The following is a 19,705-nucleotide window of genomic DNA, read 5'->3' on the forward strand; positions in this document are numbered from 1 at the left end:
CCCGTGACTCTCAACGACTGGGCCACTCTCGCTGCGGATCCTCGCGTGTACCGTGGGTTGGAGGTGGTCCATCTGGTCGGCCTGGCATCGCTGTTTGGCGGGTTGCTGCTGCTTGAATTGAGGCTGCTGGGCTGGCAGCGTGCGCTGGACGTGGAGCCGTTGACGCGGCTGGTCGTGCCGGTGGCGCTGGGTGGTTTTGCGCTGTGCCTGGTCAGTGGCCTGGCCATGTTTGCCAGTCAGCCGGAAGAGCTGTGGGTCAACAACGCCTTCCGGCTGAAGCTGCTGCTGATCGTGCTGGCCGGGGTGAATGCGGCGAGCTTCCACCTGCTGGGTGGGACCGGGGAGGCCCGGGGCCGATTCGGGCGATTGGGCGGGTTGGGCCGACGGGGCGGATCGGGGCGCCGGGGCCGCGCTCAGGCGCTGGCTTCGCTGATGCTGTGGCTCGCGGTCATTGTGTGCGGGCGGTGGATTGCGGTGGTGTGAGCCGAATCGATCGGTCGCAGGGCACTTCCCGTCAGCCGTGACTTTGTGAGGACCTGATGGAGTGCGGGAGCAGGTCAGCGACCTGCCGCTGCATTCGCCAGGGCGGTCAGTTCAGAGCAGGTCTGCATCAGTCTGTCGAATGGAAGCGCATCCCCCACCATCAGTTGGTCTTCCAGCATGCGGCGGTAGTCTTCCGCCAGGGCTTCACGGGCGGCATCCTCTGGCACCAACTGCAAAGAGCCGGTCACCGCGGCGGCATAGTCCACCGTTTGTCCGGCCGCATCCTTCTCAATGAAAAAGTGAGATTTGTGCTGGGCCACGGCGTTTGCGACTGTGCGGTCTTTGATGATCGAGTCAAAGTACTCGCTTTTCATGATGGCCGCCAGATCGTGCCAATGCCGCGCATAGCGTTCGCTTCGGATTCGGCCTTGTGCGCAGTACACGTGCGCCGCTGTGGCTTTTTCCCAGAACGTGCGCGCGATGCTCATCACTATCGGCGTCGCCGTTGGGAAGACGACGCTGTCGACGTACGGGGCCACATCGCATGTGACCGACATGGCAGCGTGCGGCTCGCCAGTGGCACGCGCACCAAACTCCAGCGTGATGACCGGAGCGACGTAACCGGTGCCTCGCCTCACCGCGGGATAGTGCAGCAGCAGTTTGTCCCGCTCAATGCCTGACAGTTCGAGTCTTGCTGCCAAACCCTCTCGGTCGAGCGCCTCCTGAATCGCTGGCTGCACCTCTTCACGAATCCACTCTGGAAGGCGGGCGCGCACGGCTCGTGTCCACTTGCCAGCCTGACTGCGGTTGGCGGGCACAAACGCATCGGCCCCGGTGAGGTCACCGATGAGTTTGCGAATGTCATAGGTCAGATCGAGGTCTTCAGAAAAACGGTCGATCAGGCGGTATGCCTTGGAGAGGGAGGTTCCGCCCTTGAATGTCAAATCGCAGCCAGCGCGGGATGCGAAGAGCGCATTGAGCGTCCATACGACCCAGATGTCTTTTTCCAGGAGATGGGCCGGGCGACCGGTCCGCTCTCGCCCGAGTTCAAGCACATCACCTTGATCGGACGGGCTGAGGGAGAAATAGACATCAGCCACGAGTCGCTTCTTCACCGATCGCCTGGGCCATCCAAGCGGGCAGCCGAGCACGGCCTGCCGTCAACGCTTGCCAGTCTCTGGACGGAAGAGTCCGCCGCAGGGTGGCGAGCGAGTTCCGCACGTGCGAGGGCCCCATCCAGGCCAGGGCCCGCACCGCAGCGCCGGCCTGTCCAGCCCCCAGGGCCAACATCCAAGGGGGAGCGTGGCGCACCATCACCTCATACCGCCCCAGCTTCAATTGCCGGCTACGTCCGGAGGTCAGATACACCTCCCGTATGGGCACCTGCTGGGTCAATCCGAGGGCGTTTGCTGCGCTGGCACCGTGCGGTGCCACCACCTCACCACTTCGCGTGGCCAGGGACTGCACGACCTTGTCCGAAGCTGGGGCTCGGAGACCGAACCGGCTGGCGACAGGCTTTACATAGGTGCCACGGGCGATGCGAAGCAGCTTGCCGTTCTTGGTCAGGCGTGAAAACGCCTGGTCCACCGCCGCCCGGCTTCCGAGGTGCAGAAACTCCTTGGGCGACAACAAGCCGCCCTCGGGCAGGGCATCCGCATGCGCCAGGATGGATTGGGGAAGTGTGCTCATGGAAATCACCTCGCGATGTCAGAAGTGTATCAACGTTTCTGACATTTGGTTCGTGCCAGATCCGGCCGCGTAGAGGCGAAGTCGCCTGAGGCCGCTGTTCACTGGCAGAGCGCAGTGCGCAAGGACAACGCTGCGGTCACGCGATAATCCGGCATCGCCCTCCCGCATGAATGCTTCCATGACCCAAGACGAATTGAAGGCCCTGGTCGGCCAGGCCGCCGTGCAGTACGTGACCCCCGACTCCATCGTGGGGGTCGGCACCGGCTCCACGGTCGACAAGTTCATCGACGCCCTGGCCGCCAGTCAGATCCGCCTGCGCGGCGCCGTGTCGAGTTCGGTGCGCAGCACCGAGCGCATGAAGGCCCTGGGCATTCCGGTGCTGGATGCGTCCGAAGTCGAATCGCTCCAGGTCTATATCGACGGCGCCGATGAGATCGATCACCAGGGCCACATGGTCAAGGGCGGCGGCGCCGCGCTGACCCGCGAAAAGATCGTTGCCGATCTGGCCGAGCGCTTCATCTGCATCGCCGACGAGAGCAAGCTGGTGGACACCCTGGGCCGCTTTCCGCTGCCGGTGGAGGTGATTCCAATGGCCGCCGCCCAGATCGCGCGTCGCTTCAAGGCCATGGGCGCGCAGGCCACGCTGCGCGAGGGCTGCGTGACCGACAACAGCTGCCACATCCTCGACGTGCGCGGCCTGAGCATCACCGACCCCGCCGCCTTTGAGGCCGAGGTCACGCAATGGCCCGGTGTGGTCACCGTGGGGGTGTTTGCCCGCAACAAGGCGTCGGTGTGCCTGCTGGGCACCTCGGCAGGTGTGAAGACACTGACGTTCTGACGGCCCTGCGCCGCGGACAAGACACAAGACACAAGACACAAGACACAAGACACACGACAGAATGCAGAAGGGGACCCGAGGGTCCCCTTGCTGTTTGTGGTGCTCTCCGAGCGGGCTCGGTCTTCAGCGCAGCCGGAACACCGAGATCGCGCCAGCCAGGCGCTGCGACTGCTCCTTGAGGCTCTCAGCCGCTGCGGCCGATTCTTCCACCAGCGCAGCGTTCTGCTGCGTCATCTGGTCCAGATGCCCCACGGCGGCGTTCACCTGGTTGATGCCGTCGCTCTGCTCGCGGGCCGCGGCGCTGATCTCGCCGATGATGTCGGCCACCCGCTGCACGCTGGCGACGATGTCGGTCATGGCGCCGCCGGCGTCCGACACCAGCCGGGAGCCGGACTCGACCCGCTCCACACTCGCCCCGATCAGCGACTTGATCTCCTTGGCCGCTTCGGCGCTGCGCTGCGCCAGCGAACGCACTTCGCTGGCCACCACCGCAAAGCCCCGTCCTTGCTCCCCGGCCCGCGCGGCTTCCACCGCGGCATTCAGGGCCAGGATGTTGGTCTGGAAGGCAATGCCGTCGATGACCCCGATGATGTCGGCAATCCGGCGCGAGCTTTCCGTGATGGCCCCCATGGTGGCGACCATCTCGCCCATCACCGCACCGCCGCGCTGGGCCGTTTCCGCGGCCGAGCTGGACAGCTGATTCGCCGTCATGGCGCTGTCCGCCGTCTGGCGCACGGTGCCGGTCAGTTGCGTCATGGACGCGGCCACCTGCTGCAGGTTGGAGGCCGTCTGCTCGGTGCGGGCGCTCAGGTCATGGTTGCCGACGGCGATCTCGGCGCTGGCCGTGCCGATGTTCTCGGCGGAGCTGCGCACATCACCGATCAGCTTGAGCAACTGCTCCTGCATGCCGCTGAGCGAGCCCAGCAGCTGTCCAGTCTCGTCGGCGCCGCCCTTGGGCACCTGGCGGCTCAGGTCGAAATGCGCAATCGCATCGGCCACCCCGGCCGCACCGCGCAGCGGCACGGTGATGGAGCGGGTCAGCGTCACCGCGAACCAGACCCCCAGCGCCAGCGCGATGGCCGAGAACACCAGCAGTGTGGTGCGAGCATTGGCGTTGGACTGGTCCACCTTCTGCGCCGCCTCGTCCAGCGCACTGCGCTGGTTCTGCACGATGGACTGGATGGCTTCCTGGAACTTGGCCGCTGCCGGCTGGAACTGCTGATCGAAGATCTGGCGGGCCTTCTCGGCGTCGCCGCCTTTTTTGGCCGCCATCACGGCGTCCCGTGTGCTGAGGTAGGCCTTGCGGGCTTCCCCCAGTTTGTCGAACAGCACGCGCTCTTCCGGCGTTTTCATGAAGCCGTCCAGCTTCTTCTGCAGCTCGCCGGCCTGCTTGGTCGACTCGGCCACGCTGGCGGCGAAGAATTCGGTCAGGCTGGTGTCGGCGCTGATGGCAATGGCGGTCGTGCGGTTCACGCCGTTGGTGATGTTGCGGTACCAGTCGCTCGCCGCCCGTTCGGCCTCCAGGTCTTCGTTGAACATGGTGTTCGTGTTCTCGGCCACGCGTTTGAGCGCGACATAGCTCAGGCCTGAGCCGACGAAGGAAATCAGTAGCACCAGGCCCAGCACAAGGCCCAGTCGCTGGCCAATCGTGCGGCCGGCAAGAGTCGTGATCATGAAGTGGCTCCCCTTGATGAGGTGTCTGTCTGTTGTCGACGACCGGCGGCTGCACCGCAAACGTGCCGGCTGGTCTGTTCGCCCTGAGAAGGGGCATCTTCGCGTCATATCGGCGCGTTGGGGCAAAGTCTTGAGGCAACAATTCCACGCTTGTGCCGACTGCAAGCAAGGCCCCCTGAACGAGCGACGGATTTGTCAAACATCCGTGCGCCTTGCGAGCGGGGAGCAGGCCCAGCCCGCGTGAGGGATCGGGATTTCAGGCAGCATGGGTCAGCGTTTTTCGAAGCGAGTTCACCCTCTTGGGAGTCTTCATGCCTGATTCGACTGCATCTTCCGCGGCGTCATCGCACGCTTCAGCCTCCCCGTCCTCCACGGCCGCGGCACCGGCATCGCCTTACCTCCAGGTCATTGCCCACTACCACGCCAAGCCAGGACTGGGGGACCAGGTGAGCGAGCTGCTGGGTCAGTTGACCGAAGCGACGCGGCAGGAGCCGGCCAACCTGTCCTATGAGTTCTTCCGGTCTCCGCAGGATCCGGACCGCTTCGTGATCCTGGAGCAATACACCGATGCGGCGGGCCTGGACGCGCATCGCGCGTCGGAGCACTTCCAGCGGCTGGGTTTTGGCACCATCATTCCGATGCTGGTGTCGCGCACCGTGACCAGCGCCATGGTCTATGCGGCCGAGCCGGGGATGCCGGCTCGCGCGGTGAGCCGCTGACAAGCCGCCACCAACGGGTCGGGCGCGGCGCAGCGTGAGCCCGCGTGAGGACGTGAAGCCGCCCGCGGCACCCCCCGTGCGTCAGGTCAAGCGCCGCTGCACTTTCGCGCCGAAGCGCGCCGGATCCAGCAAGTCCACCAAATCCGTTTCCAGCGGTAGTGGCTCTCCGGTGATCTGAGCCGCGATCAGCTCGCCGCACAGCGTGGCCCAGGTAATGCCGCGCGAAGCCAGGCCAGCGCAGATCAGCAGCCCCACATGGCGCGGCCAGAATCGCGCCTGCTCCGCGCGCTGCGTGGGCACGCTGGAGGGCAGGGCGCCGACGACCGGCAGGCGGTCGGGCAGCAGGCTGCGCCATCCCACCCGTCCTTGCAGCGGCATGTCGGCGCTGTCGGCGGCTTGTGCCGGCGTCCGTCCCCCCAGGCGCAGGCCGGGCAGCAACTGGCCCAGGCGCTGCAGGTTCTGGCGCTGGTCGCGCTCACGCAGGGCCGGGTCGGCGTCGCCAGCGTCTGCACTCGCGCCAAAGCACAGGTGGCCATCGGGCAGGGCGAGGGCATAACCCACACCGGCCACCGGCCGGGACGGCAGCGGGGCCGCAGTCCCCGGCGGCACGATGCTCAACTGTCCCCGCTGCGAGACCCAGGGCCAGGCCGGACCGGCCAGCCAGGGCGCCGCCAACGCTTCATTGGCCGTGCCGGCGGCCAGCACCACTGCATCCGCTTCCGCGATGACGCTGCCGTGGGCATCCAGCGCCCGCCAGGGGCCTGACGACGTTCCGTCGCTGCCGGTGATCTGCTGGAGCGACGCCACCCGTGCCCGGGTCTTGGGCAGCGCCTGCGCCTGCGAGAGCCACAGCCGCACCAGTGCGCCCGGCGACACCGCACCGCCGCCCGGGAAGGCCCATGCCGGCTGGGACAGCGTCGCACCCGCCCACTGGGACGCCTCCTGCGCGGAGAGCGCCTGAACGTAGTCGGGCGGCAGTCCGGTGACCGCCAGCAGGTCCTGCATGGCGCTCAGGTTCGAGGCCTGCGCACCGTCGCGCTCGACCCTCAGCAGACCCCACTGCAGCCAGGGCAGCTCGTCACCGATGCGGCGGAGTTCCCGCTCGGTGGCCAGCGCCGCAGTCCGGTTGAAGCGGGCATGCGGGCCGTCGTCCGCATGCAGCGTGCCGTGGAACAGCCCGCCTGGATTGCCGGAGGCCTGCCCCGCAGGTCCGTCGCCGGCTTCCAGCACCGTGCAGGCCATGCCGCGACGCTGCAAGGCCCGCGCACAGGCCGCGCCCGCCAGCCCGGCGCCCACGACCAAGACATGCCGCGCATGCGGCGCCGAGGCCATCCGGCCGGGCGCCAGCGGCGGCCGGTGACGGGGCGCAAAGCGGGCCGCGGTCATTTCACGGCGCCGTGCAAAGCCGGGCTGCAGGCGGACCTCGAAACCCACCTCCGCCAGCCCGTCCAGCAGCCGACGCGCCAGGCACCAGGTCGCCAGGGTGGCGTCTGGCGCTGCCAGCCGGCTGATCTGCTTGTAGATCTCGGGCACCCAGAGATCGGGGTTCTTCGACGGCGCGAAACCATCCAGGTAGAACGCATCGACCTGCGCCACCAGGGCGGGCAACCAGGCCTGCGCATCGCCCAGCGCCAGCATCAGCCGCACCTGGCCGCCGTCGAAGTCCAGCGTGTGCAGATTGGGTGTGAGGGGGGGCCAGGCGTCCAGCAGGGCCTGCACCAGCGCGGGCTCCGGCGACTGGGCCTGCGCCTGTGCCAGATCCTCGCGCCGCAGCGGGTGTTTTTCGAGGCTGATGAAGACGAGGTGCTCGCAGCGCTGCGGATCCGCCCGCCAGGCGGCCCAGGTGGCCAGGAAATTGGTGCCCAGGCCAAAACCGGTTTCCAGCACCACGAAGCGGGTGCGGCCGGCCCATCGGGCGGGCAACTGATTGCCGCCCAGGAACACATGGCGTGCCTGGCCGTAGGCGCCCGAGGGGGTGTGGTAGTAGTCGCCGTAGGCAGGCGAGAGGGGAGCGCTGGCGTCGGAGAAATCGACGACGGCGGGAATGATGGGCGCGGTCTTCATGGCGAGGCCCGAAGTATGCCGCGCCTGGGGGCGACCGCTGAGCGTTCAACGGCAGCTCAACCGGCGCTCAACGGGCGCTCAATGCGCGCTCAACGGGCGCTCAATGCGCGCTCAACCGGCGCTCAATGGGCTGCAGGCGCCTTGGCCCTTGCCGGTCGAAGCCGGCCCCTGTGGGCCCATGTGGTCCGATGCAGGCCGTCATGCGGCGGCCTGCACGATCCTCGTGGGATCAGCCCTGCGACTTCGGACGCGTCAGCGCGCCGCCGGAGGAGCGGCCGCCATTGCCACCGCCACCACCGTTGCCGCCACCGGCCGGACGACGGTCGCCCTGGCGGGCAGCGCCCTGGCCTTGATGAGCCGGACGCGGCTGGCCCTGAGCCGCACCAGCGCGGCCAGCGCCACCGCCCGCGCCGCCAGCACCGCCGTGACCCTGGCCACGACCGCCCTGGCCACCCTGGGCGCCAGAGCGACCTTGCGACTGGCCCTGCGCCGGACGACCGCCCGAGCCCGCCGGACGGCCTTGACCGCCCGAGCCTGCACGCGCACCGTCACGGCCACCCTCGCGACCGCCGTCACGACCGCCCTCGCGGTGCCCGTCACGGCCACCACCGCCACCACCTCCACGGCGCTGGCCACCGCCACCGCCACCGGAAGGACGTGCCGACCCGCCCGAGCGGCCCAGCCCGCCATTGAGCACCATGCGGCCCATGACGATCGGTTCCGGCTTGGCATTGGGATCGGGCTCGAAGCCCGGCACCACCTCACGCGGAATCTCACGCTTGATCAGCTTCTGGATGTCGCGCAGGAAGCCTTCCTCGTCGATGCACACCAGCGAGATCGCCTCGCCCTGCGCGCCAGCGCGACCGGTACGGCCGATGCGGTGCACATAGTCTTCCGACACATTCGGCAGCTCGTAGTTCACCACGTGCGGCAGCTGGTCGATGTCGATGCCGCGGGCCGCGATGTCGGTGGCCACCAGCACCTGCAGGTCGCCGCTCTTGAACTCGGCCAGCGCCTTGGTGCGCGCACCCTGGCTCTTGTTGCCGTGGATGGCCATGGCCGTGATGCCCTGCTTGTCCAGGTATTCGGCCAGGCGGTTGGCGCCATGTTTCATGCGGGTGAACACCAGCACCTGATGCCAGTCATGCTGACGGATCAGATGGGCCAGCAGTTCCTTTTTCTTGTCGCGGTCCACCGGGTGGATCTTCTGCGCGATGGTGTCGGCCGTGGCATTGCGGCGCGCCACTTCGATCAGGCCCGGCTTGTCCAGCAGGCGGTCGGCCAGGGCCTTGATCTCGTCGCTGAAGGTGGCCGAGAACAGCAGGCTCTGCTTCTTCTGCGGCAGCAGGGCCAGCACCTTCTTGATGTCATGGATGAAGCCCATGTCCAGCATGCGGTCGGCTTCGTCCAGCACCAGGATCTCGACGTGGGACAGGTCCAGCGTGCCCTGCTGCGCATGGTCCAGCAGACGGCCCGGGGTGGCCACGAGGATGTCCACGCCCTTGCGCAGCTTGTCGATCTGCGGCTGCATGCCGACGCCGCCGAACATGACCATGCTGGTCAGGGGCAGGTACTTGCCGTAGGTGCGCACGCTTTCTTCCACCTGCGCCGCGAGTTCACGGGTGGGGGTGAGCACCAGCGCGCGCACGGCCAGGCGGCCGCGGCCATCACGCACCGGCTTGCCGGTGGACAGGCGCTGAAGCAGGGGGAGGGTGAAACCGGCGGTCTTGCCGGTGCCGGTCTGGGCGCCGGCCATCAGGTCGCCGCCGCTGAGCACGGCCGGAATGGCCTGGCTCTGGATGGGGGTGGGAGAGGAGTAACCGACTTCGGCAATGGCGCGAAGCAGGGGCTGGGAGAGTCCCAGTGCATCAAAACTCATAAGGCTGCTTTGTTGTGGTGCCCACCCGGGGTTGCCGTGCGGGACTTGTGCAGCACACCGTCCGGTGAGGAGGTGCCAGTCTTCGGCTGCTGTGGAGAGGGCTGTGAAGAGAGGTCTGGGCAGCTTCCGCCAATCAGGGCAGGCCGGCCATGGACAAGCACTCAAAACATCGGGCCGCGGCAAGACTGTGGCCGAGGCGTTGCTGGGCATTGTATCTGAGGCGAATGTCCCCTCCGGGGGAAGGCTGCTGCGCGAAAGCGGTGTGCGAGCAGCGACGAAACCCGGGTGCGGCGCCCTTCAAAAAGGCTGCCATTCGCCCGAAATCATCAGCGTGGAGGGGCCGATCATGTCGGTGGACGCAACCGTGTATCACGCTCGTAAAGCGAGGGTAAAAAGCACTGTGAGACCGGTTCAGTTCCGCCTTCAAAAACAATTCTGTCGGCATAGTCTCGGGCGCAGTCACCACTTGTTTCATGCCCGACGATGAGCTCTCCCTTCCCCGATCCCGCCATCGGCACCCATCTGCTGCTGTTGGACCCGGACCCTCACGCGCGGCTGCGCTGTGCCGCGTTGCTCAGGGCGTGGGGATATCGCGTCACCGACAGCAGCGAACCCGCACTGCTGGACCGTATTCCGCTGCTGCCGGTGGACCTGTGCCTGCTGGACCCCAGCGATGCGCGGGAGGCCGGATGGTCGGCGCTGAACCGCTTGCGTCAGCGCTCGCGCCTGCCGGTGATCGTGCTGCTGCAGCACGACAGCACGCTGGAGCGGGTGCTGGCGCTGGAGCGGGGCGCGGATGCGGTGGTGCCCAAGGACGGTGAGCCGAGGGAGCTGCAGGCCCGCATCAAGGCGCTGCTGCGCCCGCGCGAGGGGGATGCGGCGGAAGTGCTGATGTTCGGCCGCTTCAAGCTGGAGCCGATGACCCGCCGCCTGTCCGGTCCCGGCGGTTTCTGCGTGGTGCTGTCCCAGAGCGAATACAAGCTGCTGCGGGCCTTCCTGGAGCGCCCGCACAGCGTGTTGCAGCGACAGGAACTGCTGCACCTGGCGCGCGGGGATGGGGTGACGGCGCTGGAGCGCAGCGTGGACCTGATGGTCTCCCGCCTGCGCCAGAAGCTCAATGACGATCCCAGCTCCCCGCTGATCCGCACGGTGCGCGGCGTCGGATACTTGTTCGATCCGCCGCTGCGCTGATCCTTGCAAGGCTGGGGCAGCCCATCACCCGTTCAATGCCCGCTCGATGAAGTCCCGCGCCACCTTCGGCTTGGGCACCCGCACGCTGAACCAGCGCCGCACGTCCTGCTCCAGGCCGATGCCGTGCATGAAGTTGTAGAGCGCCTTCTTCAGCGCGTCGCCCATGGCGTCGTGGTCCGTCCCGGTCGGGTCCACGAAACCGACGTCGTTCTTGGCGAAGGGGGAGGGCGGCAGCGGCAGCAGCTCCACGCCGAAGGCCTCCGGGTTCTTGCCCACCGGGGAATGCACCGTGCAGGCAAAGCGGTGGAAAAACCCGCTTTGGATGCAGCCGTTCTCGAACAGCTGACGCACGTATTCCAGCGCATCCACCGTGTCCTGCACCGTCTGCGTCGGGAAGCCGTACATCAGGTAGGCATGCACCAGGATGCCGGATTCGGTGAAGGCCCGGGTCACGCGCGCCACCTGCTCGACCGACACGCCCTTTTGCATCAGCTTGAGCAGACGGTCCGACGCCACCTCCAGTCCGCCACTGATGGCGATGCAGCCGCTGTCCGCCAGCAACTGGCACAGCTCGGGCGTGAACGTCTTCTCAAAACGCACATTGCCCCACCAGCTGATGGAGACGCCGCGATCGATCAGCTCCTGCGCCAGTGCCCGCAGCACCTTGGGCGGCGCGGCCTCATCCACGAAGTGGAAACCGGTCTGGCCGGTCTCCTGCACGATGGCCTCGATGCGGTCGACCAGCGTCTTGGCGGAAGCGGCCTCGTAGCGGGAGATGTAGTCCAGCGTGATGTCGCAGAAGCTGCACTTCTTCCAGTAGCAGCCGTGGGCCACGGTCAGCTTGTTCCAGCGACCGTCGCTCCAGAGCCGGTTCATCGGATTGAGCATGTCCAGCAGGGAAAGGTAGCTGCCCAGCGGCAGTCCGTCCCAGGTGGGGGTGCCCACGTCCTCGAAGGGCACGTCGGGTTCGGCGAAGTTGATGTAGCGGACGACTGATGTCGCGTCCGCGTCCAGCTCACGCACGAACGTCCGCACCAGCCGTTTGGGTCCGCGCTTGCCGGCCAGATGCTCCAGCAGCGCCAGCAGCGGACGCTCGCCGGCGTCCAGCGTCACGTAATCGACGTAGTCAAACAGCCGTGTCTCCGTCAGTTCCCGCAGCTCGGTATTGACGAAGCCGCCGCCCAGCACCACCGGCAGGCCCGGCCGCACGCGCTTGATCGTCTGGCCGATGCGCAGCGCGGCATACACGGCGCCCGGGAAGGGCACGGACAGCAGCACCACATCGGGCTGCTCTTCGTCCAGCGCCTGCAGCGTCAGTTGCTCCAGCAACTGGTCCACCAGATTCGGCGGCGCTTGCAGCGCCTCATGCAGCGGATCAAAGGTCGGCTGGCTGGTGGCCAGTTGCTCGGCGTAGCGCACGAATTCAAAGCGGGCATCCACCGACTCTCGCAGCACGTCCGCCAGGTCATTCAGATACAGCGTGGCCAGATGCCGCGCCCGGTCCTGCAACCCCAGGGCGCCAAAGGCCCAGGCCAGCGGATCTTCGCCCTCTTCGGACACATAGACGTCCAGCGACTGGAAGCGGGCCCCCTCGGGCAGGAACCCCCGCGTGTTGATGCGGTGGGCCAGCGTCGTGTCGCGCCCCTGCAAGAAGGCGATGGTCGCGGCAATCGTGGAAAAGTACCGGTCGAAGTGTTCGACGAAGTGGGTGGAGGCCGGCCCGCGGTCCTGCGCCGGGAGGGCCTGCACGGCCTGAAGGATCTGCTGCAGCCCGTCCCGCGAGAACAGCCGCAGCACCAGCGCCAGCGCCAGGTCCCGCTGGTGGGCGGTCAGCCCGCGTGAGCGCAGGAAGCCCGTCAGGTAGGCGGTGGAGGGGTAGGGCGTGTTGAGCTGCGTCATCGGAGGGATGAGCGACAGCACGCGGAGCGACGAAACAGACATGCAGCAACTGTAGAAGCAAAAAAACAAACCCGGCCAGAGCCGGGTTTGCGGGAAGGCCCACGAAGGGCCTTCAGCAGACGAATGCTGCCGGAATTACTTCTTGGCGGCCTTCTTGGCGGGCTTGGCAGCCGCAGCCGGCTTGGCAGCAGCCTTGCGGGCAGCAGCCTTCGGGTCCACAGCAGCCTTGAAGCCAGCGCCCGGGGTGAACTTGGGCAGCTTGGCGGCAGCGATCTTGATCTTGTCGCCGGTGCTGGGGTTCACGCCGGTGCGAGCGGCACGAGCGTGCTGCTTGAAGGAGCCGAAGCCCGGGATGGACACTTGGCCACCCTTCTTCACCGTAGTGACCACGGCGTCCAGCAGCGTTTCCAGGATGCGGCCAGCTTCGGCCTTGGTCAGTTCGTGCTTGGAAGCCAGGTGTTCGATCAGTTCGGTCTTGTTCATTCGATTGGACTCTTGCAAGTTAAGCCCGACGTAGCGCCGGACGCCGCGTATTGTGCAAGAGAAATCACCCGTGCGACTGCGGGTTGCCCCGCAAAATCACGATGAAGCCACGATGAAATCGCACATCCAGGGCCAGGTCTTGAGGAATACCCCTGTTGATCGGGGTCTGCGACGATTCGTCAGCGACTGAAACCGTCCCTTGCAAACCACGCCGGAACTCACACCAGCAGCCGGTGCACCAGGTCCGGCGTGCTGGCCGCGCCATACTTCTTCATCAAGCGTGCCCGGTACACATCCACCGTGCGCGGGCTCACGCCCAGCTTGCGGCCGATCAACTTGCTGGTCAGGCCCTCGATCAGCAGCGCGGCAATCTCCCGCTCGCGCGGCGTCAGCTCGGCCTTGAGCTGGCGACGCGCCGACAGGTCCTCGAAACTCCAGATGCCGCTGGCATGCGGCTGCGCCGGGTCCAGCGCCCGGCCGGACACATGGCACCAGAACAGCTCACCGGCGCGGGGCCCACCCACCCGCTTCATCACCCGCTCATCGGCGTAATAGCCGTTGGCATCCAGGCTGGCGAGGATGCGCTCACCGGTCCGCTCGAATTCCACCGGGCTCGGATAGAGCAGGGCAAAGCTGTGGCCGATGAGCTGGTCACGTTCGGCGCCGAAGATGGCCAGCAGTTGCCGGTTGCAATCACGGATCAGGCGGTTTTCGGAGATCACCAGGCCAATCGGGGCCTGGTCAAAGGCAGTGCGGTAGTCCAGCGGCATGCTCAGGTCTGAAGCAGGGCATAGGTGGTGGTGGCCTGGACGGCCAGACGGTCCTGGTCGTCCAGCAGGTCGATCTGGCCAAAGGCCAGTTGGCGGCCGCGTCGCAGCAGCCGGGCGTCGATGCGCAGCTCGGTGCCGGAGACGGGACGCAGGAAGGTGGTTTGCAATTGCACGGTGGTCATGGGCTGGAAGTCCCCCAGCTCGCTGATCATCAGCAGCACCATGGCCGTGTCGGCCGCCGCCATGCTGGCCTGGCCGCAGAGCACGCCGCCCACATGGATCAGGTCCGGGGTCAGCGGCATGATCAGCCGCAGGCGGCCCGCATCCACATGGACGGGCCGGATCTGCAGTGAGAGGATCCAGGGCGCGAAGATGCGGGGCATCTGCTGCTGCAGGACATCCAGGCTGATGGGCATCGGGTCCTCGCGAAGGGCTGGGAAGAGGGAGCTTAGTTAATTCTACGTACCCGCTACTTAAGCGCTTACGTAGTACGCTTTTTCACAGGTGGAGCCACCAGGAGACATTGATGAACAAGCTTTATCCCAGCGCCGCAGCGGCGCTGGACGGCATCGTGCGTGACGGCCAGTTGATGGCCGTGGGCGGATTCGGGTTGTGCGGCATTCCCGAAGCGCTGATCCAGGCGCTGCGGGACAGCGGCGTGAAGGACCTGACCGTCATATCCAACAATGCGGGCGTGGACGGCTTCGGCCTGGGCCAGCTGCTGGAGACCCGGCAGATCCGCAAGATGATCTCCAGCTACGTGGGAGAGAACAAGGAATTCGAGCGCCAATACCTGGCCGGTGAGCTGGAGCTGGAATTCACGCCGCAGGGCACCCTGGCGGAAAAGCTGCGGGCGGGCGGCGCCGGCATTCCGGCCTTTTTCACCCGCACGGGCGTGGGCACGCTGGTGGCCGAAGGCAAGGAGATCCGCGAATTCGACGGACATGCGTACGTGATGGAGCGGGCCTTGAATCCCGATGTGGCGCTGGTCAAGGCCCACATTGCCGACAAGAGCGGCAATCTCATCTTCCGCCGCACGGCCCGCAACTTCAATCCGGCCTGTGCCATGGCCGGCAAGCTGACGGTGGTGGAAGTGGAGCAGGTGGTGGAGGTGGGCGACCTGGATCCGGACGCCATTCATCTGCCCGGCATCTATGTGCACCGCATCGTGCACAACCCGAATCCGGAAAAGCGCATTGAAAAGCGCACCATCCGTCCTGCTGCCTGAGGAGACTGACATGCCCTGGACCCAAGACCAGATGGCGGCCCGTGCCGCCGACGAGCTGCAAGACGGCTTCTATGTGAATCTCGGCATCGGCATTCCCACGCTGGTGGCCAACTTCGTGCCGGCGGACAAGGAAGTCTGGCTGCAGAGCGAAAACGGCATGCTGGGCATCGGCCCCTTCCCGACGGAAGAGGAGGTGGATGCCGACCTGATCAATGCCGGCAAGCAGACGGTGACGACCATTCCCGGCAGCTCCATCTTCGGCAGCCACGACAGCTTCGCGATGATTCGCGGCGGCAAGATCAACCTGTCCATCCTCGGCGCCATGCAGGTGAGCGAGAAGGGCGACCTGGCCAACTGGATGATTCCCGGCAAGATGGTCAAGGGCATGGGCGGCGCCATGGACCTGGTGGCCGGCGTGCCGCGCGTGATCGTGCTGATGGAGCATGTGGCCCGCAAGAAGGACGGCACGGAAGACCTCAAGATCATTCCGTCCTGCACGCTGCCCTTGACCGGCGTGGGGGTGGTGAATCGCATCATCACCGACCTGGCCGTCATCGACGTCACGCCGCAGGGGCTGAAGCTGGTGGAGCTGGCGCCCGGCGTGACCCGCGAGTTCGTGCAAAGCAAGACCGGCGTGCCGCTGCACTGACGGCGGCTGCTGGTGCTGCGGCGCTGCGGCGCTGCGGCGCTGCGGCGGCAATGAGGCCCGGGCCTGGCGCCCGGGCCGGATTTGCGGTTAGCGTGGCGCGCCGCTGGTGCGGCATTGCGAGCCGCTTTCAATGCAGGGCTCGAGCGTATTGAGCTGTTTCATCACCGCCGCATCCGCGGCAAACAGGCGCTTGAGCCGGCTGAGCTGAGCGTCCGTGCCGGTGCAGTACTGGTTGATGGCGGCCACTGCGTCACGGGTCGCGTCGGGATCACCCGGATCGGGAATCTCACCCCGCAGGTGATCACACAGTTCGCGGCGCTCCAGGAACGCGCGCAATTCATTCGGATCGGGCTTGTCCTGGGTGGGATTTGTCGCCGTGCAGGCGATGCAAAGCGCAGCCCACAGGGCCGCTGCCACCGCCGCCGCGCCCGGATGACGATGGGCCCGAGCGGGCAGTTTCTTGAATTCAATGACCATCGTCAGACCAGAATCGGTGAGGATTGTCCGTTCGCGAGAGGCGGCATGGTAGCGACGGCCAGCGGCGGCGTCCCGTCCGGAATATCTGCGCGAGGCCCGCTTGTTACTTTCGGACGAAAGCGCCTGTAACTTTTGAAATGAATCCGCTCAATCTCATTGCATCTCCGGGCTTCTCCCTATGACAATAAAAGGCAGACCTTTTGCGCAGCGGCTTTTGACTTAATGCAAAGGCCGTTTTTCAGGCAGTGAGGAAATCACACATTTCCGCTTTGTTGCTGCCCGATGCACCTGTTATACAAATGACGGTGCGCAGCGCGCGCAATCCCGACACCATGCGGCATCCACTGAAGCCCATGTGTCGCGATGCACACCACTGAAACCTCTGACTTCGTCACCGCCTCCCACGCGCCATTGACCACGACGTCGAGCGCGCCGCTGAGTGCGCAGGCAGGCGATGACGCCGTGTTCAAGCCCGGTGCCCTGACGGCCGCCGCTGCGGCAGCCGCTGTGTTGGCTGCATGCGGCGGAGGCGCCGACAGCGGCGGCGACACGCCCAACACCGTGCCGCAAAGCGCCAAGCCCGCCTCCGATGCAGAAGCTGCGCGCTTCCTCGGCCAGGCCGGCTTCGCCGCCAGCGACAGTGACATCACCAAGCTCAAGGCCGACGGCTTCACCGCGTGGCTGGACCAGCAGTTCAGCGTGCCCCGCACCACCAGTCACTACGACTGGCTGGTGGCCAAGGGCTACGGCGCCGAGAGCTACAAATACAGCCTGGCCGGCATGGACAGCACGCTGTGGCGCAAGCTGATCGGCTCGCCCGACCAGTTGCGTCAGCGCGTGACACTGGCGCTCTCGGAAATCTTCGTGGTGTCGATGAACGGCATCCCGGTGGCCTGGCCGCAATTCGCGACGGCCGCTTATGTGGACATGCTGGAAGCCCGCTGCTTTGGCAGCTTCCGGGACCTGCTGGAAGGCGTGACGCTGTCCCCGGCCATGGGCGTGTACCTGGCCATGCGCGGCAACCGCAAGGAAGATCCCAAGACCGGCCGTCAACCCGACGAGAACTATGCGCGGGAGGTGATGCAGCTCTTCACCATTGGCCTGAGCCAGCTCAATCCGGACGGCACGCCCAAGACCGCCAACGGCAAGACGATCGACACCTACACGCTGGACCAGATCACGGCGCTGGCGCGGGTCTTCACCGGCTGGGACTTCGCCACCACCGACGCCAACGGCCTCGACTACAGCTACATGAACCGGCCGATGGTGCACACCGCCTCCCGGTTCTCCACCGGCGCCAAGAAGGTGCTGGACGTGACCATCCCGGACACCGCCGACGGTCCGACCGCCATGAAGATGGCCCTTGACACGCTGGTGGCGCATCCCAATGTCGGCCCCTTCATCGGCCGGCAACTGATCCAGCGCCTGGTGGCGTCCAACCCCAGCCCGGAATACGTGCAGCGCGTGGCCGCGGTGTTCGACAACAACGGCAAGGGCGAACGTGGCGACATGCGTGCCGTCATCCGCGCCATCCTGCTGGACAACGAGGCCCGCACCGCCACCACCAGCCCCAGCGGCGGCAAGCTGCGCGAACCCATCCAGCGCATGGTGCAGTGGGCGCGCACGGTCGGCTTCACCTCGCCGGGGGACCTCTGGGCCATCGGCGACTGCAGCAACCCGTCCAGCCGCCTGGGCCAGAGCCCGCTGCGCAGCGGCTCGGTCTTCAACTTCTTCCGTCCCGGCTATGTGCCGCCCAACTCGCAGCTGGGCACCAACAATGTGACGGCGCCGGAGTTCCAGCTGTGCAATGAAAGCACGGTGGCGGGTTATCTGAACTTCATGCAGAGCCTGGTGAATGGCGGCATCGGGGACATGAAACCCGACTACACCGCCGACCTGGCCCTGGCGGCCGATGCCGCGAGCCTGGTCAAGCGTCAGGCCACGCTGCTGGGCGGTGTCTCCGACGCCACGCTGACCACCATCACCACTGCCGTGGGGACGATTGCCGCGACCAATGACGCCGGCAAGCTCAACCGCGTCAAGGCCGGCTGGCTGTTGCTGCTGGCTTCCCCCGACTACCAGATCCAGAAATAAGCGGAGCTCCTCACCATGGCCCACGTGTCCCGCCTGGCGTCGCTCAAGCGCCGCGAATTCCTCAAGCATGCCTCGGCCCTGTCAGTGGCCGGCACCGCCGCCCCCTGGGCGCTGCAACTGGCCGCCATCAACGAAGCCGCGGCGGCCACTGGCTCCGGCGACTACAAGGCGCTGGTCTGCATCTTCCTGTATGGCGGCAATGACTATGGCAATACGGTGGTGCCGTATGACGCCGCCAGCCATGCAGCGTATTCCACCATCCGCCAGACGCTGGCCACGCCGCGCGATCAACTGGCCGCTACCGCCCTGACGCCCTCGGTGGCGCTGCCGGACGGCCGCCAGATGGCCCTGGCGCCCACGCTGTCCGCCATCAAGCCCGTGTTCGACGCCGGCCGCCTGGCGGTGATGCTCAACATCGGCACCCTGATGCAGCCCACCACCCTGGCCCAGTACAAGGCCCAGAGCGTGCCGCTGCCGCCCAAGCTGTTCTCCCACAACGACCAGCAGAGCCTGTGGCAATCGTCCAAGCCGGAAGGCGCCATCTCCGGCTGGGGCGGTCGCCTGGGGGACCGGTTCCTTTCCAGCAACGGCAATGCCACCTTCACCTGCATCAACGTGTCGGGCAATGCGGTGTTCATGTCGGGTGGGCAGGCCGTGCAGTACCAGATGAGCAGCGGCGGCGCCGTCGCCATCAACGGCGTCACCCGCAGCCTGTTTGGCTCGCAGGCCTGCAGCGAAGCGCTTCGCACGCTGGTCACCGGCGACCGGACCCACTGGATGGAGTCGGAACTCAACCGGGTGACGGCGCGCTCGATCAATGCCCAGGCCACCGTCAGCACCGCGCTGTCCAGCGTCAACCTGACCACGCCGTTCGACACCTCGTCGCTGTCGTCGCAACTGAGCATGGTGGCCAAGCTGATCGCCGCCCGTTCCTCCCTGGGGGCGGCGCGTCAGGTGTTCTTTGTGTCGATCGGCGGCTTTGACCTGCATGACCTGCTGGTGGACCAGCATCCCAAGCTGCTGGCGCAGGTGGGCGGCGCCATGGCCAGCTTCGATGCGGCCCTGCAGGAACTGGGGGTGGCCAACAACGTCACCACCTTCACCGCCTCGGATTTCGGTCGCACGCTGACCTCCAACGGCGACGGCTCCGACCACGGCTGGGGCAGCCACCATCTGGTGATGGGCGGCGCGGTCAAGGGCGGGCGCTTCTACGGCACGCTGCCGTCGGTGACGGTCAACGGTCCGGATGACGTCGGCCAGGGCCGCTTGCTGCCGACCACCGCGGTGGACCAACTGGCAGCCACCCTGGCGCTGTGGATGGGCGTGAGCGCGTCCGACCTGCCGTCGGTGCTGCCCGGCATCGGCAACTTCAGCAACCCGAATCTGGGTTTCATGGCCGCCTGACGGCCGCTCACGTAAAAAGTCCGGAAGACCCGACATGTGTTCGCCCCCCAACACAGGGGGGCGAAGCCCCTAGAAATTGGCTTACGCAGTCCGGGCCACATCTCGTAACATCCAGCCGTTGTTCCGCTATTCGCACATAGTGTCGAAGATGCGAAGACGGAGCC

At 66.5% G+C, this 19,705-nt stretch carries 18 protein-coding genes; 8 read left to right on the plus strand and 10 right to left on the minus strand.

The window, feature by feature from the left end; translation table 11 throughout:
- Positions 1–45 precede the first annotated feature (45 nt).
- Entirely contained in the window at positions 46–483 is a 438-nt protein-coding gene (locus DES44_RS09255; protein ID WP_116001459.1) for a hypothetical protein, read from the plus strand.
- 74 nt (positions 484–557) lie between these two features.
- Here DES44_RS09255 and DES44_RS09260 read toward each other — a convergent pair whose 3' ends face one another.
- Positions 558–1,583 (minus strand): nucleotidyl transferase AbiEii/AbiGii toxin family protein, encoded by a 1,026-nt coding sequence (locus DES44_RS09260; protein WP_058934691.1) that lies wholly within the window; start codon positions 1,581–1,583, stop codon positions 558–560.
- Positions 1,576–2,172 (minus strand): DUF6088 family protein, encoded by a 597-nt coding sequence (locus DES44_RS09265; RefSeq protein WP_058934692.1) that lies wholly within the window; start codon positions 2,170–2,172, stop codon positions 1,576–1,578. The genes DES44_RS09260 and DES44_RS09265 overlap by 8 nt, the downstream gene beginning before the upstream one ends.
- Positions 2,173–2,350: 178 nt before the next feature.
- Between DES44_RS09265 and rpiA the strand changes: the two genes are divergently transcribed.
- Positions 2,351–3,010, plus strand: a complete 660-nt coding sequence (gene rpiA / locus DES44_RS09270) for a ribose-5-phosphate isomerase RpiA (protein WP_198164933.1) — start codon at positions 2,351–2,353, stop codon at positions 3,008–3,010.
- A 123-nt stretch (positions 3,011–3,133) separates the two neighbouring features.
- On the opposite strand, the gene DES44_RS25955 is transcribed toward rpiA, so the two are convergent.
- Entirely contained in the window at positions 3,134–4,684 is a 1,551-nt protein-coding gene (locus DES44_RS25955; protein ID WP_058934694.1) for a methyl-accepting chemotaxis protein, read from the minus strand.
- Between the two features lie 407 nt (positions 4,685–5,091).
- On the opposite strand from DES44_RS25955, the gene DES44_RS09280 reads away from it, so the two are divergent.
- On the plus strand, positions 5,092–5,403 hold the full coding sequence (locus DES44_RS09280) for a putative quinol monooxygenase (protein ID WP_058937343.1): 312 nt from the start codon (positions 5,092–5,094) through the stop codon (positions 5,401–5,403).
- Positions 5,404–5,484: 81 nt separating this feature from the next.
- Here DES44_RS09280 and mnmC read toward each other — a convergent pair whose 3' ends face one another.
- Together mnmC and DES44_RS09290 are read right to left on the minus strand one after the other, a co-directional pair.
- Positions 5,485–7,467, minus strand: coding sequence for a bifunctional tRNA (5-methylaminomethyl-2-thiouridine)(34)-methyltransferase MnmC2/FAD-dependent 5-carboxymethylaminomethyl-2-thiouridine(34) oxidoreductase MnmC1 (gene mnmC, locus DES44_RS09285; protein ID WP_058934695.1), 1,983 nt, complete (start codon positions 7,465–7,467; stop codon positions 5,485–5,487).
- Positions 7,468–7,696: 229 nt separating this feature from the next.
- Complete coding sequence (locus DES44_RS09290) at positions 7,697–9,346, minus strand: DEAD/DEAH box helicase (RefSeq protein WP_058934696.1); 1,650 nt, start codon at positions 9,344–9,346, stop codon at positions 7,697–7,699.
- Between the two features lie 483 nt (positions 9,347–9,829).
- Here DES44_RS09290 and DES44_RS09295 point away from each other — a divergent pair, with 483 nt between their 5' ends.
- Positions 9,830–10,537 (plus strand): winged helix-turn-helix domain-containing protein, encoded by a 708-nt coding sequence (locus DES44_RS09295; RefSeq protein WP_058934697.1) that lies wholly within the window; start codon positions 9,830–9,832, stop codon positions 10,535–10,537.
- A gap of 24 nt (positions 10,538–10,561) precedes the next feature.
- On the opposite strand, the gene DES44_RS09300 is transcribed toward DES44_RS09295, so the two are convergent.
- From DES44_RS09300 to DES44_RS09315, 4 genes are all read right to left on the minus strand, one after another.
- Complete coding sequence (locus DES44_RS09300) at positions 10,562–12,478, minus strand: B12-binding domain-containing radical SAM protein (RefSeq protein WP_058934698.1); 1,917 nt, start codon at positions 12,476–12,478, stop codon at positions 10,562–10,564.
- A gap of 93 nt (positions 12,479–12,571) precedes the next feature.
- The gene (locus tag DES44_RS09305) at positions 12,572–12,937 is read right to left on the minus strand and encodes an HU family DNA-binding protein (RefSeq protein WP_375137514.1); all 366 of its coding nucleotides are present in this window, start codon (positions 12,935–12,937) and stop codon (positions 12,572–12,574) included.
- A 200-nt stretch (positions 12,938–13,137) separates the two neighbouring features.
- On the minus strand, positions 13,138–13,689 hold the full coding sequence (locus DES44_RS09310) for a LuxR C-terminal-related transcriptional regulator (protein WP_058934700.1): 552 nt from the start codon (positions 13,687–13,689) through the stop codon (positions 13,138–13,140).
- Positions 13,690–13,691: 2 nt separating this feature from the next.
- Positions 13,692–14,105, minus strand: coding sequence for a PaaI family thioesterase (locus DES44_RS09315; RefSeq protein ID WP_058934701.1), 414 nt, complete (start codon positions 14,103–14,105; stop codon positions 13,692–13,694).
- A gap of 110 nt (positions 14,106–14,215) precedes the next feature.
- On the opposite strand from DES44_RS09315, the gene DES44_RS09320 reads away from it, so the two are divergent.
- Together DES44_RS09320 and DES44_RS09325 are read left to right on the plus strand one after the other, a co-directional pair.
- Positions 14,216–14,917: a CoA transferase subunit A gene (locus DES44_RS09320; protein WP_058934702.1), complete on the plus strand. Its 702-nt coding sequence runs from the start codon at positions 14,216–14,218 to the stop codon at positions 14,915–14,917.
- Between the two features lie 10 nt (positions 14,918–14,927).
- Positions 14,928–15,566 (plus strand): 3-oxoacid CoA-transferase subunit B, encoded by a 639-nt coding sequence (locus DES44_RS09325; protein ID WP_058934703.1) that lies wholly within the window; start codon positions 14,928–14,930, stop codon positions 15,564–15,566.
- An 87-nt stretch (positions 15,567–15,653) separates the two neighbouring features.
- Here DES44_RS09325 and DES44_RS09330 read toward each other — a convergent pair whose 3' ends face one another.
- The gene (locus DES44_RS09330) at positions 15,654–16,043 is read right to left on the minus strand and encodes a hypothetical protein (RefSeq protein WP_058934704.1); all 390 of its coding nucleotides are present in this window, start codon (positions 16,041–16,043) and stop codon (positions 15,654–15,656) included.
- 363 nt (positions 16,044–16,406) lie between these two features.
- On the opposite strand from DES44_RS09330, the gene DES44_RS09335 reads away from it, so the two are divergent.
- Together DES44_RS09335 and DES44_RS09340 are read left to right on the plus strand one after the other, a co-directional pair.
- Positions 16,407–18,137 carry a DUF1800 domain-containing protein gene (locus DES44_RS09335; protein ID WP_083525499.1) on the plus strand — a complete coding sequence of 577 codons (1,731 nt, stop codon included), beginning with the start codon at positions 16,407–16,409 and terminating at the stop codon, positions 18,135–18,137.
- A gap of 15 nt (positions 18,138–18,152) precedes the next feature.
- Complete coding sequence (locus DES44_RS09340; protein ID WP_058934705.1) at positions 18,153–19,541, plus strand: DUF1501 domain-containing protein; 1,389 nt, start codon at positions 18,153–18,155, stop codon at positions 19,539–19,541.
- The last annotated feature ends 164 nt before the right edge of the window (positions 19,542–19,705 follow it).

This window comes from Roseateles depolymerans, assembly GCF_003387155.1.
Lineage (GTDB): Bacteria > Pseudomonadota > Gammaproteobacteria > Burkholderiales > Burkholderiaceae_C > Roseateles > Roseateles depolymerans.

Coding starts and splice junctions, on each gene's coding strand:
- DES44_RS09325 (WP_058934703.1), top strand. CDS start 14,928: ATGCCCTGGACCCAAGACCAGATGGCGGCCCGTGCCGCCGACGAGCTG.
- DES44_RS09300 (WP_058934698.1), bottom strand. CDS start 12,478: ATGTCTGTTTCGTCGCTCCGCGTGCTGTCGCTCATCCCTCCGATGACG.
- DES44_RS09310 (WP_058934700.1), bottom strand. CDS start 13,689: ATGCCGCTGGACTACCGCACTGCCTTTGACCAGGCCCCGATTGGCCTG.
- DES44_RS09315 (WP_058934701.1), bottom strand. CDS start 14,105: ATGCCCATCAGCCTGGATGTCCTGCAGCAGCAGATGCCCCGCATCTTC.
- DES44_RS09330 (WP_058934704.1), bottom strand. CDS start 16,043: ATGGTCATTGAATTCAAGAAACTGCCCGCTCGGGCCCATCGTCATCCG.
- DES44_RS09320 (WP_058934702.1), top strand. CDS start 14,216: ATGAACAAGCTTTATCCCAGCGCCGCAGCGGCGCTGGACGGCATCGTG.
- rpiA (WP_198164933.1), top strand. CDS start 2,351: ATGACCCAAGACGAATTGAAGGCCCTGGTCGGCCAGGCCGCCGTGCAG.
- mnmC (WP_058934695.1), bottom strand. CDS start 7,467: ATGAAGACCGCGCCCATCATTCCCGCCGTCGTCGATTTCTCCGACGCC.
- DES44_RS09335 (WP_083525499.1), top strand. CDS start 16,407: ATGCACACCACTGAAACCTCTGACTTCGTCACCGCCTCCCACGCGCCA.
- DES44_RS09265 (WP_058934692.1), bottom strand. CDS start 2,172: ATGAGCACACTTCCCCAATCCATCCTGGCGCATGCGGATGCCCTGCCC.
- DES44_RS09340 (WP_058934705.1), top strand. CDS start 18,153: ATGGCCCACGTGTCCCGCCTGGCGTCGCTCAAGCGCCGCGAATTCCTC.
- DES44_RS09295 (WP_058934697.1), top strand. CDS start 9,830: ATGAGCTCTCCCTTCCCCGATCCCGCCATCGGCACCCATCTGCTGCTG.
- DES44_RS09290 (WP_058934696.1), bottom strand. CDS start 9,346: ATGAGTTTTGATGCACTGGGACTCTCCCAGCCCCTGCTTCGCGCCATT.
- DES44_RS25955 (WP_058934694.1), bottom strand. CDS start 4,684: ATGATCACGACTCTTGCCGGCCGCACGATTGGCCAGCGACTGGGCCTT.